Annotated in this window: 8 protein-coding genes; all 8 read right to left on the reverse strand. The window is 71.0% G+C overall.

The window, feature by feature from the left end; genetic code table 11:
* Nucleotides 1-5: 5 nt before the first annotated feature.
* The gene (gene cas6e, locus OG900_00285) at nucleotides 6-659 is read right to left on the reverse strand and encodes a type I-E CRISPR-associated protein Cas6/Cse3/CasE (GenBank protein ID WUH88715.1); all 654 of its coding nucleotides are present in this window, start codon (nucleotides 657-659) and stop codon (nucleotides 6-8) included.
* Nucleotides 626-1,489 (reverse strand): type I-E CRISPR-associated protein Cas5/CasD, encoded by an 864-nt coding sequence (gene cas5e / locus OG900_00290; GenBank protein ID WUH88716.1) that lies wholly within the window; start codon nucleotides 1,487-1,489, stop codon nucleotides 626-628. The genes cas6e and cas5e overlap by 34 nt, the downstream gene beginning before the upstream one ends.
* On the reverse strand, nucleotides 1,486-2,745 hold the full coding sequence (gene cas7e, locus OG900_00295) for a type I-E CRISPR-associated protein Cas7/Cse4/CasC (protein WUH88717.1): 1,260 nt from the start codon (nucleotides 2,743-2,745) through the stop codon (nucleotides 1,486-1,488). The genes cas5e and cas7e overlap by 4 nt, the downstream gene beginning before the upstream one ends.
* A gap of 217 nt (nucleotides 2,746-2,962) precedes the next feature.
* The gene (locus OG900_00300; GenBank protein ID WUH88718.1) at nucleotides 2,963-3,511 is read right to left on the reverse strand and encodes a hypothetical protein; all 549 of its coding nucleotides are present in this window, start codon (nucleotides 3,509-3,511) and stop codon (nucleotides 2,963-2,965) included.
* Complete coding sequence (casA, locus tag OG900_00305; GenBank protein ID WUH88719.1) at nucleotides 3,508-5,046, reverse strand: type I-E CRISPR-associated protein Cse1/CasA; 1,539 nt, start codon at nucleotides 5,044-5,046, stop codon at nucleotides 3,508-3,510. The genes OG900_00300 and casA overlap by 4 nt, the downstream gene beginning before the upstream one ends.
* A 384-nt stretch (nucleotides 5,047-5,430) precedes the next feature.
* A complete protein-coding gene (locus OG900_00310; protein ID WUH88720.1) occupies nucleotides 5,431-8,274 on the reverse strand; it encodes an HD domain-containing protein in 2,844 nt (947 codons plus the stop codon).
* Nucleotides 8,275-9,382: 1,108 nt separating this feature from the next.
* Nucleotides 9,383-9,829 carry a potassium channel family protein gene (locus OG900_00315; protein WUH88721.1) on the reverse strand — a complete coding sequence of 149 codons (447 nt, stop codon included), beginning with the start codon at nucleotides 9,827-9,829 and terminating at the stop codon, nucleotides 9,383-9,385.
* Between the two features lie 167 nt (nucleotides 9,830-9,996).
* Nucleotides 9,997-11,082 carry an FUSC family protein gene (locus tag OG900_00320; protein ID WUH88722.1) on the reverse strand — a complete coding sequence of 362 codons (1,086 nt, stop codon included), beginning with the start codon at nucleotides 11,080-11,082 and terminating at the stop codon, nucleotides 9,997-9,999.
* Nucleotides 11,083-12,190: the final 1,108 nt, after the last annotated feature.

Below are 12,190 nucleotides of genomic sequence, written 5' to 3' on the forward strand. Positions count from 1 at the left end.
CGTTGTCAGGCGGGGGCGAGGGTGAGCAGGCCGGCGCCGTAGGCCTTGGCTTTGCCGATGCCCCGGGTCAGGGTGTGGCGCAGCTGGTCGGCGTCGGTGATGGTGGCGTGGCCGTCGAACTGGATGAGGGAGTGGCAGGGGCCGGCGGGATCGCGGCGGTGGAAGGCGCGGATGGTGGCATCGGTGGTGTGGATGACCAGTCCTGCGCGGGCGGCCCGCCGGGTCCACCAGGCGGTGGCGTCGGTTCCGTTGAGGGCGATGCGGCGGCGTGGCTTGTCGGGGTCGGTGGGGTGGGACTGCATGGTGATGGGGTTGGCGGTGATGCGGTAGCGGACGGTCATGCCGCCGGTCAGCAGGCGCAGGATCGGGCTGAGGTCGTGGACGCGGGCGGTTCCGTAGCCGTCCGGCAGGTGGTGCAGCAGCGGGGGGTGGGTGGTCTGGACGATGAGCGTGGGGGCGGGGCCGGGCTCGAGGCGGAAGAGCAGGCCGGCAGTTTGGCGGGGGTGGGGTCCGAGGTTGTCGGGGGCCAGGCGCATGACGGTCTTGTGGAGGGCGACGGTGTCGAGCAGGTCGCGGCGGGCGTCGGGGTTGCTGCGGCGCAGGCGGATGTGGGTGAGGGCGGCGGTCAGGGGGCCGGCGTCGAGGACGGCGGGCGGCATGGCGGCTCCTGGTCGAGCAGGTGGTCGGGTGTGTGGTCGGCGCGGTGGTGGGCGTGCCGGTAGGCCGTCAGGGCGTGCAGGGGCTGGGGGCCTGCGTACAGGTCGGTCGGCAGGGGTTCGGTGGTGGACCACACCGAGTAGGTGGTGTAGGTGCGCTGACCGGGGGTGAAGTCGATGGGGCTGTGGGGCAGTTCGTAGTGGCGGCAGGCGACGGTGGTGTCCGGCTGCTGTTCCCAGATGAAGTCGACGGGCGTGGTGGCCGCCCCTGGCGGCGGGGGTGCGGTCAGGCAGAGGGGCACGGCGGCGCGCAGGGCTGTGACGGGGTCAGGGACCGAGGCGGCCAAGAGGAGGGGCTCGTCGGGGATGCAGCATCGGCGCCCGAGGTAGGGGGCCCAGACGGGGTGTTCCAGGGTGGTGGCGATCCGCTCCACCAGAGGTTCGGGGCCTTGAACGGCGACGGTGAAGACCGCGTCGGCGAGGTAGTCGCGTCGGGTGACCAGGGTGGAGCGGGCAGCGCTGCGGTAGCCGCCTTTGCTCATGCGCAGGCCTTCGCCGTGGGGGAGGCCGCCGCCGACAGTGTGGAAGTCGGTGAGGAGAGTGCCTGGACGGTCGATGCGGATGGTGAAGGTCAGGTCGTGGTAGCTGGGCTCGTCCGGCAGGTCGTGGTGTGGGGTCAGGGCGTGCTGGCGAGGCCTGCCCTGGGCGGCGGCGAACATGCCGATCAGGGCGGAGCGGGTGGGATGGGGGTGGGTGCCGCGTCGGTGGTGGAAGGAGGATGCGCTGCCGTAGGAACTGAGCGGTCCGGCAAGCCGCAGCAGCAGTGTGCTCACGATGCGGCGGCTGCCTGTGCGGGCAGCAGGGCGGTGTCGAGGCTGCCTGCGGCCGGCGGAGTGGTGGGGGTAAAGGCGGCGGCGGTGCAGGCTGTGATGAGGTCGTCGTAGCCGCGGTGTGCGGTGCCGAGCGGCAGGTCGCCGTCGTCGAGGGTGGTGTAGCCGTGGGTGTGGCGGTGGGCGGTGCCCAGGAGCCGGTCGGTGGCGGCGGCGTAGGCGCACAGGGTCTGGATGGCGGTGGTGGTGTAGCCGCCGGCGTGGGGGGCTTTGACGGGCTGTTCGAAGGCGGGTGCGTAGGAGACGGGGCGGCGGTCACGGATGGTGTAGTGGACCAGGTGGGGCAGGGTGTGGGGGGCTGTGCTGGTGCGTTTGGCCTGCGGCATGCTGAGGATGAACGCCTCGGTGAACAGCGCGGTCAGGCGGCGGGCGCGGTCGAGGTCGCCGGTGTTGCGCTGCAGGTCGGTGATGTTCAGGCAGGCGTAGCGGTAGAGGGTCGCGGTGGTGAAGTAGGCGGTGTCCATGTGGGCGCTGCCGGGTGTGTCGGGGCGGGGCCAGTCCTCTACGGTGGTGAACCAGTCGGGTTGCGAGTCGGCGGCGTGGACGCTGAAGGCCGGTGCGATGTCGACGGCGCCGGACACGGTGCCGCCGGGGATGTCGGTGAGCATCCGCCCGAGCAGGTTGATGGTGCCGGTGCGGTCGGTCAGCAGTGCGTTGACGTCGGCGGTGGGCAGCAGGCGCGTGTCCGGGATGGTGCGGCGCTTCTTACCGGCTGGTTTGCGGGCGGTAGGCGGGGGCGTGTCGGGGGCCGCCTGCGGGGCGCGGTCGGCGGCTTTCTTCGCGGCCTGGGTCAGAACCTCGCGGTGGGTCTGGCACAGGGCGGCAAGGCCGGTCAGGACGTCGGCGGGAAGGTAGAGCATGTTTGCGGTGGTCTGCAGTTCTTTGCCTGGGGAGAGGCCTTTCGGTCCGGCGCAGCGCGCGACTTCCGCGGCGGCGAAGGCCGCGAGGTCCGACGGCCAGCCGTCGCCGATCAGGCGCTCGGTGAGGCGGTAGGGCAGGTTGCGGGTGCGGGTGGCGTACTCCTGGGCCTGCTCTTCGATGGTGTGGCGCACGGCGTGTTTCCAGCACTGGGAGGACACGCACGCGCGCACGACGTTCCCGTACGTCAGGGATTTGGGTTCGCCGTCCTGGTCGCTGTTGAGGCGGGAGGCGGGCACGTTGTGCAGGATGTGCAGTTCGAGGAAGCGGGAGGCCATCATGTCTCCGCAAGGTCGGTGGGGGCTGGGGTGTCGCCGCCCACGGCGAGGTGGAACGACAGCGTCCAGGCGCTGGTGATGCGGGCCCGGTCGGTGTCCCACCAGACCAGGTCGTCGAGCAGGACGGCGAAGTCGGTGTCGAGTCCGGCCTGGTCGAGGAGCTTGGCCAGGGCTGGCAGGCGCGGGTGGAGCAGGTCGGTGCTGAGCTTTCCCAGGGCCCTCAGCCGGCGGGTGGCGCTGTCGTGTGCGAGGGCGCGGCGCAGGACGGCCTCGGCGAGGGTGCGGCCCAGGTCGGGGCGGCGGTGCCAGGCATCCCATGCGGCGCGGGCTGCCTCGGGCCCGCTGGTGGTACCACCGGCCGGTCCGGAAGCAGTGGTGCCGGCGGTGGCGTCTGCCGGGCCGCCGGCGGCGCCTGTGGGGGTGCGGGGGTGCGGGTCGGCGCCCGGTGGTGACGCCGGGGTGAGCGGTGGTGGTGTGCCTGCGGCGGTCTCGGCGTGCAGGGGGTGTTGGGGGGCGGTTGGTCAGGCGTGTGCGGGGTGCTGGTGGCGGCGATGAGGGCGGCCACCGTGTAGTGAGCGCGCGGTGCGTACTTGCGGATGGGGTGCCGGAAGACGTGCTCGGCCAGGTAGGAGTGGGCGTCGGCGCAGTGGCTCAGGCCGCGGCCGCGGCTGCGGCTGATCGCCCTGCGGGCACCGGGGTCCTGGCACAGGCCACGGACGGTGTCGATGAACAGGTCGTGGTCGGCGTGGCGTTCAGCAGCTGTCGTCATACGGGGGCCTTGTGGGGTCGCCGGGAGGCGCGGGGGGTTGTGGGGTCCCGCAGCAGGGTTGCGATGGCGGCGGCGAGGACCTCGCCGGCGCGGGCGTGTTGGGGCAGGCTCGCGGTGGACACGGTGCGCAGGGCGCGCACCGCGTCGGCAGCGAACGCGGGTCGGACGGGGGTGTCGGGGGTGTCGTGGATCAGGCGCCAGAACGTGGCTTCGGCCTGCGGCCAGTAGGCGGCGCGGGCGCGTGCGGACCACGCGGGGTTCTTCGCGCCGGGCTTGTGGGGGCGGGCGGTGGCGGCCGGTGGTGAGGTGATCTCTTTCCAGGCGCGGCCGGCGACCTTGCCCAGGAGGTGGCCGAGTTGCTCGGCGGTGGTGCAGCAGTCGCGGATCCTGCGGGCGGTGTCCGGGTCGTGTTCCTGGGCCCAGTTCCAGATCGGCGGGGTCAGCGCGCTGTACCACAGGCGGTTTTTGACCAGGACGACGTCCTGGTCGAAGCCGATTACGCGGACCCGCAGGGCGTCCCGGACGCCTGCGGGCAGGTCGTTGAGGGTGGTGAAGGCGGTCGGGCGGGGGCTGGCGGAGTTCTCCTCGCCGGCCAGGAGCAGCGCATCCAGGTCGCGCCAGACCGAGCGGCCGGTCTCCGCCATGCGCGGGACGCGGCGCGTTTCGACCGGTGCCTTGGGGTCGGTGCGGTAGGCCAGGTAGGGGTCGGTTGCTTCCAGCCGTGGCTGCTGGGTGGCCCAGGTCAGGTAGGCGTCGGTGACGGTCGTGCCGTCAGGTCCCGGTACCAGCAGGACAGCGTGCCGGGAGCGGCCGGTCAGCAGCCTGCCGGGCCAGGTCACCGGTGGCAGCGGTGCCAGCGGCTCGGGGGGAGCCGGCTCTTCCCAGGGGCAGGCGTCGGCGGCGGTGTTCTCGTCGTCGGTCAGCGGCGGCAGGCCCAGCGCCAGGGTCTCCAGAAGAGTGCGGCCCAGCGGGTGGAAGGACAGGGTGCCGCGCAGCGGCCCGGCCGAGCCCTGGCCGCTCGCGGTGCCGCCCGCGGTGCGTGGTGTCAGGCGGCCCGGGTTGCCGTAGTAGTGGTTGATCAGCAGGTGCCACAGGGCCTGGTCGGTGGGAGCCGGTGCAGGGTCGGTGTCGGTGTCCGGTTCGAACCAGCACAGGCTGTCACCCGAGGGCCGCCCCATGATCAGCGCGTTGATCCCGGAAGGGACCCGGCAATGGTCGGCCAGCGAGGCGTCCTGCATCCAGGGCCGCTCAACGTCGAAAGCGTCCCAGGTGTACCGGTCGAAGTAGGCGTCGATACCGGCCGGGTCCAAGCCGCCGCGGGTGTTGAGCAGGTCGGTGCGACGCTGGTTCCACTCCTGCACGCTGGTGCCGGGCTGGTCCAACCCGGTCAGGCGGGCAAGGATCGCGACGAGGATCCGCTGCAAGCCTGCAATGGCCGCGGCGAGGGGAAGCGCAAGATCATGGATCTGGTGGGCGCGGCAGAACAGTTCCCGCAATCCCACAGGCTCTATGTGCTTGCCGGTGCGAACCGGCACCCACGGGCGGGTGTCGACGGGATATCGGGGGCGGTCGGCGGAGGCTGAAGGGCGGGGAGGAATAGGTCACCTCCGTCATGCGAGAACCGGTGCGCGACCCGACGGCCCGGGCGTCGCAAACCCGACCGCTCCCGAACTGCAGCCCAAGAGGCGGTGGTTCAGGCGTGGCCAGTGCGACAGCAGAGCCGAAAGTCACGCCCTGTCACGTTAGCCGCATCCGTACAGATCCCCGTGAATCACTGTATAAATGAGAATTCTTCTCCCCTGGTCTGCTAAAAGCACCCATCGTGGGGGGCGCCCGGCGCCCGGCGCCCGGCGCCCGGCGCCCGGCCGAAGGCGCCGCGCAGCGGAGCCCGTAGGGGGCCACTGTGCGGCGGCGCGCGGTCAGACGGCGGGGGTGTGCTGATGCACCAGGCCGAGTTCGGGGTCGAGGTGCAGCAGGTGGTCACCGAACGCTGTCGGCGCCCGGTCGGCGGTCAGGGGCAGCAGGACCAGGTCGCCCAGCAGAGGGTGGCCCCTCCAGGCGCTGGGCGGCCGCGGGTGGTCGGCGCCCGGGCGGGCCACCCACGCCGCGGGCACCGGCACGCTCCGGCCGAGGAGGGCCCGTACGTGCGCGGGCCGCAGATTCCCTTCGGGTAGTTCGAAACGGCCGGCCGCGTCCAAGGCCAGCCGTCCGTGCGGCGTGCGATAGCAGGGCAGCAGCGGGCGGGGCAGCATCCCCAGGCGGGTGGCGGCCGTCGCAGCGGTCAGCGGCTGGCGGTGCAGGTCGAACAGAGACGCCACGCGGTGCGGCGGCGGGATCAGCTGGGCGGAGCTGAGGTGCTCCTGCGCCCTCACCAATGCGGTGTAAGCGCGGTGCAGTTCGGCGTCGACGGCGGCGCCCTTCTCGGTGTCCAGGAGGGCCTGTACTTCTTCCACCAAGGCGGGCACGGCGTCGGGCAGGAGGAGGGGCTGCCCGGCGGTGCGCGCGGCGAGGACCGCGGCGGTGGCGTGGAGGGTGAACGCGGGGATGTGTGACCAGTGCTTGGGCACGTCCAGTGCGCCGTCCGGGCCGACGGGGTGGCACACCGTCAGGCACGCGCCGGTCTCCCGCACCCACGCAGGCCGCCGTTCCTGCCCGGTCCAGGCGTGCTGGAACCGCCACAGCCGGCCCAGGCGCTGCAGCAGCCAGCCGATCGGGACCAGGTCGCTGATCATCACGTCGACGTCGATGTCGAGGCTGACGTCCAGGACGCTCGTGGTGACCACGACCATCCGCCCGGGATAGGGCCGGTTGCGGCCGAGGGCCTGCCGTACCCGGCGCATCAGGCGCTCGCGCTGCCGGCCGGGGAACCGGGCGTGCAGCAACACCAGATCAGCGGGCTGCCCACCGAAATCCAGGGTGTCGCGCAGGTACCGGTAAGTCTCCTGCGCGTCGGTGACGGTCGCGGCCATCACCGCCGCATATCCCCCGCCGGCCGCCACCGGGGCGACCAGCTCTCCGATCACCGCCAGGCGCTCCCCGGCCTGAACCTGCCGCGGCAGCGGCCCCAGCGGCCGGTACACCACGTCCGCCCGGCCGATCATGACGCTGCGGCGCTGCCGCCCGCGGTGCCGTTCACGGTCGGCAGCCGCCATCACCACGGTGGCGCCCGTACCGGCGTCCGCGATCAGCCACCCCGGATACGGGGCGACCAGCGGCCCGGCCTGAGTGGCGGTGCCGGCCCCCCGCAGGTAGGCGGCAACCAGCCGCTCCCCCGCCCGGGAAGGCAGCGTCGCGGACAGCACCACCACCGGCGTGCCGAACCCGCCCAGCCACACCAGCAGCCGCTCCAACTGGCGGAAGGTGAAGGTGTCCAGGACGTGCGCCTCGTCGATGATCACCGTCTTCCCCGACAGGGCCAGCATCCGCAACGGGCTGTGCCGCACCGGCAAGGCCGCCATCAGTGCCTGGTCCACCGTGGCCACCGTGAACTGCGCCAGCAGCGCCCTGTCCCACCCGCGCAGCCACCGGTCCGGGACCGTGACCGCCTCCCGGGGACGCTCCCGCTCCTCCCCGTCGCCCTCGTCCCACACCGTGTCGTTCCACGGGGCGTCCCGCGTCGAGCCGTGAAGGTCCGCCGCGATCCGCTGGTCGGTATAGGCCCGGTTCAGCCACGGGTGGTGGTGCACCAGGCCCAGCGGCGACCTGTCCGCGCCGTGCGCCTCCACATACCTCGCCGCAACGTCGTAGGCGGCATCCGCCGTCGCCGTCGTCGGCAGCAGCCAGCACCAGCCCGCCGTCCCACAGGCCGCGTTCAGCAACCGCGCCGCTTCCAGACCCGCCGCGGACTTACCACCGCCTGTACCATCCGTCACCAGCACAATCGCACCCCTACCGCCCAGCCCCGCCTGCCCCAGACCCGTCATCAGCGACGCCTGCATCGCATTGGGCTCCGGCAGGCCGTGCGCCCGGGCGAACGGCATTTCAGGCAGTACCACCCGGGTCAGCCCCGCACGGTCCACCAGCCGCGGGGCCTGCGCCCGAGAACCGGCCATGTGCTCGGCCGCACCTACTGCGGGCGCCGACGCCCGCCGAGTCCAGTACCCGCGCTGGCTCACCAACCGGTCCGCGAGCATCACCACACCCGTGATCAGCACAGCCGCCTGCGCCGACATCCGTGACGGCACCGCGTCCACACCCAGCAGATGGTGCACGACCAGCACATACCGACGCCGCAGGTCCGCCCACAGCGGGCCGCCCAGCCTGCCGTCCTGCTTCAGCTCGCCCGCCACGTCCAACGCCAGGTACCCGCCATGATGGCCACCGGCGACCTGCGCCACCCGCACACCGGCGCTCTCGTTGCCCGCCACCTCGAAGCCCAACTCCACCAGCACCGGCAACAGCGCCACCATCGACGCCCGACCGTGCGGCATCCACACCCACCCACCCGCATCAGCCCGCAGCGCCTCCCCCACACGCGCCCACGCCACCGGCTCACACGCCTGAAAAGCACTCGCCTTCCCGATGTCATGACAGGCCGCAAAAAACGCCACCAGCTGGCCCGCCTGCTTCAGCGGCACCCCCAAACCATCAGCGATGAGCCGCCGCTGCCGCGCCGTCAAAAACCATCGCCACAACACCTCCCCCACCGCACCCGCATCCAGCAAATGAAACAACAATGCATACGACTCCCCCGTAGCGCTGTCGAACTTCCCCCAGGGACCCAACGAGATTCCCCCGCGCCCTGCATCTTCCACCACACCCACCAGCACCCACCTCCACAGCCATCACCACGACCGCGACCACGACCACGACCACGACCACGACCACGACCACGACCACGACCACGATGAAGCCCCGCTCAACGAAGCGTCCTCGCCGAAACACCATCGACAGAAAAACACTGGGAAACGACCACAACAGACCACTCAAGGTCATAGATCCGCATGCATCCGACCGACCCCAACGCCCCCGCCGCGAACCGCTGGACAACATGCCCGCAAAAACCACACCATGAACAGCACAGGACGCAAAACCCACCAAGCACAGCGACAACGAACCCAGAAACCAAGTAAAGAAAAAACCAAGCCCACACAACAGCCCAGGTCAGAAAGCCTGCTCCCCCGGCGCGAGGGGGTACCGCGGCCAGGGGTCTTTCCCACCAGGCGGGAAGAAGCTGCTCCCCCGGCGCGAGGGGGTACCGCGCCCTCCTGCACGGCGCCCGCCAGTACCTTGACCTGCTCCCCCGGCGCGAGGGGGTACCGCGGTCTGCCCACGCCACCAGTCAACAGCTGCGTCCTGCTCCCCCTGCACATGGGGGTACCGCGGCCGGCCGCGTGATGTGGCCCGCCTGCGCGTACTGCTCCCCCTACACATGGGGGTACCGCGCCGTAGCCGGTGGCGGTGCCGAGTCCTGCGGCCTGCTCCCCCTACGAATGGGGTACCGCGCTCGGCGGATAGTCCCGGCACCCGCTCGGCATCTGCTCCCCCAGCCGCCGCGTGGGTAACGCGGGCATCGGGGCGAGTTCACGGTGGTGGCGGAACTGCTCCCCCCTACACGCGGGGGTACCGCACGCCGGGCTCGACTTTGGCCACGCTCGTCGCTCTGCTCCCTCTACTCACGGGGGTACCGCGCGGGCGCTACTGAACGTCGTGCGCACCGTCACCCTCCCGGTCAGCCTGCTCCATTTACACCGGGGACGACAGCTAACGCTACGTCTATTGGAACTCCAACCGCAGAGCCCAACTGGCTCGGAGATCAACTGTTGGGAAGAAACATACGCCTGAGCTGCGCCCATAGCCTCTAGAGCCCGGACATGTCGTTAGAGAATAGGCGACAGGCCGTCAGGAACGCCTGGACGCCGAGACCGAAGTTCACAGGAGATCGAGCGTCATCTGCCCCATGGCCAGAATCCGTGCCGCCTGGCTGTGTGGGGTGATGTCCCCGAAACCGACTGTGCTGAATACGGTCAGCGTGAAGTACAGGGCGTCGGTCCGCGACAGCGGTCCGCCGAAACTCTGTGGCGCGCTGCGCTGCAGCAGGTAGTAGGCGGCCGCGTAGAGCGACAGGAAGAGTGGGAGGGTCGTCGCCAGTGCCTCGACCGCCCGCAGCGTGGGCCGAGCGGAGCGCCTGATCACGCCGATCTGCCAGGACAGCAGGACTGCCACCGCTGCCGTGCCGCCGATGAACGCGAAGACGGTGGCGGGGCTGACGGGCGATGCCAGGGGAAGCACGTAGTAAGCGGTGACGAGCAGACCCGTTGACACCAGGGATCGCAGGGCGGCCAGCAGCATGGACAGGCGGTCGCTCTTCGTCTCCATGGCGTCCCTCCCTTTGCCCGGAACCGATGCCCGTGACTGTCCTCGTCACCCGCTGACCAGGGACTCACTCTCCTGGGCGGTCGTCGTCTCCTGCAGCAGGACACGGGGGCGGTCACCGGCCTGGCGGCACGGCGCGCACCAAGCCGTCGACGGATCTCGAAAAGCGTTCAGGCGGGTTGTGGCGGCGTTTTGGCGGTGTGCTTGGCGAGCAGGCCTGCGAGCAGTATGACGAGCAGAGCGATCGCTACACCGCAGAGCGTCCACAGCACCCGGTAGCCTTCGGCGGCGTAGTCGGAGGGCTGCGGAAGGTCCACCAGGATGAGCACTCCGGCGGCGATGGCCGCGGAGTAGAGCGCGTAGTTCCAGAATTTCATCGCCACCCCGTGCATCAGCAGGACGAGCGCGACCACCTCGAGTCCGCGCGTCACCGCGAAAAGCTTGAGTCCGGTTTCACTGGCAGGAATCAGCAGCAGCAGGCCGGCCGCGACGGCGCCGATGGCCGCGCCGGTCAGGCGCTGGGCGGATACGAGCATGGCCTGCGACAGGGTCGGCTTCATCGCGATCATGGCCGCGATCGTCATCCAGTAGCCGTGCGACAGGTTGAGTCCGAAGGCCAGCGCGACGGTGCCGGCCATGACCAGGGCCCGGATCACCGTGAACATGATCAGCGGCGCGGTCAGCTTCCGCCGCGAGATGTCACCAGGGATCTCCTCGACCGGCTGGGGCCGCTCCTGACGCCCGCTGACGAGCCACCAAAGGAACGTCAACACGATCCACAGTCCCGCCCCGCCCGCCCAGGCAACCACCTGAGCCCAGGTGTAGCTGGTGATGCGGGCCGCATGGTGAAGGCTGAACCCGGACGCGAAGGCGATGACGAACCACAGGTTGAGAAGCGTCGCGCTGACGAACCGGTGCACCCCGAACGCGATCGAAAGGCCGGCCACCAGCGTGACCGCGAACGTCGCCAGCACCAGCCACCCCCACGCCTCTCCCCCGATGCCGAATCCCAGCGCGGTCAGCCCGGCGCCGATGGCCGCGAAGACGGCGACATGCCACGCACGGTGTCCCAAGCCGCCTCCCGGGTCAGCCAGCCACGAGAACAGCAGGCCGAACAAGGCGCTCAGAAGGTACTGCTCATGCCCGATCGCCCAGAAGACGACCAGCGGCACCAGCGCCATGTCCAGGAACAACACCCCTCGCGGCCAGTTGAGCCCAGCGGGGGTGAGCTCGAACACCTTCGACAGCCAGCCCACGACCTTCCCCCCGTGAACGGGCTGTCCTTCTCGTCCGCTCGCGCTTGCCATGGCCTGTCCTCGCTCGCCCCAGTTGCCGGGTATGCCGCTCCGGCCCCGCATTCTCCGACGCCACCAAGGCAGCAGCGAAGCGACCCGCGGGGCCCCAACAAACCCGGCGCGCCCACCAGTCGTACGGCGCAAAGGAGCAACCGTATGCCGGGTCGACAGCACCCCGCCCGCTGCCACTCCATTCGGGCTGCGCACCGAGGCTCCGGGCCGCCAGACTGACCTTGCGTCTTCGGCAGCGAAGAGGTCCGCGCTGCTCTGCCGCGCTTCCGGGGCGCGGAGCAGCTCCACGTCCGCGAAGGCCATCCTGGGCAGTTGCTCGCTGGGTGGCCCGCATCTCGCTGGCGGTTAGGCAGCGGTGGGTCGTCAATGCCCGGCTGCGCCTCACGGCGCCTCAGGTGTCAGTGGCTTGGCGTGCACGCATGAACGCGAATGGTATCCGCGTAGTCGGGGGATGCGCTGGAGTCGCTGCGCAAGCGCGCAGGCGGGCAGCAGATGGACACGGCGGCCGTCGGCGCGGGTCGCGCCGCGCAGGGACTTGCCGTCCACCGCGACCGCTGTCCGCACCGGGCCAGACGGCGGGTATTTGTCCTCGTCGGCGGCGCGGGAGGCGTCCGCACGGGCGGTGAGTCAGCCGCCGATCGCTGCGTCGAGGGCGTCGCCGTCGACGCGTTGCAGTACCCGGCGCACGGTCGTCTCACTGGGGGCCCGGTAGGGCCGGTCCGGATCGCGCAGCGCGGCCCCGCAGTGGAGAAGGAGCTGGTCAGGGGCGTCAGCGGCCCACTCTGCGATGGCGCTGAGGGACTCGCTCCGGCCAGGACCGCGCAGGCGGCCAGGGCCAGGACGTACGACAGCGGGTGGCGTCGGCCCCTCAGGCGGCGCGGGTCGGGCAGGCGACGCAGCCGGTCCAGCAGGCCGGGCAGGTCATCGGGACGGGCCGGATCGGAACCGGCGAGTTGGCCCAGCCCGGCGGGGATGGGCGATGATGACGCGGCAGGCAACGGTCTTCCGTTGTGGTGATCAGTGAATTCGACACTCCATGTTCACCGGGATCCGTGCC

The organism is Streptomyces sp. NBC_00433 (genome assembly GCA_036015235.1).
GTDB lineage: Bacteria > Actinomycetota > Actinomycetes > Streptomycetales > Streptomycetaceae > Actinacidiphila.

Coding starts and splice junctions, on each gene's coding strand:
- cas6e (WUH88715.1), bottom strand. CDS start 659: ATGCCGCCCGCCGTCCTCGACGCCGGCCCCCTGACCGCCGCCCTCACC.
- cas7e (WUH88717.1), bottom strand. CDS start 2,745: ATGATGGCCTCCCGCTTCCTCGAACTGCACATCCTGCACAACGTGCCC.
- OG900_00300 (WUH88718.1), bottom strand. CDS start 3,511: ATGACGACAGCTGCTGAACGCCACGCCGACCACGACCTGTTCATCGAC.
- OG900_00315 (WUH88721.1), bottom strand. CDS start 9,829: ATGGAGACGAAGAGCGACCGCCTGTCCATGCTGCTGGCCGCCCTGCGA.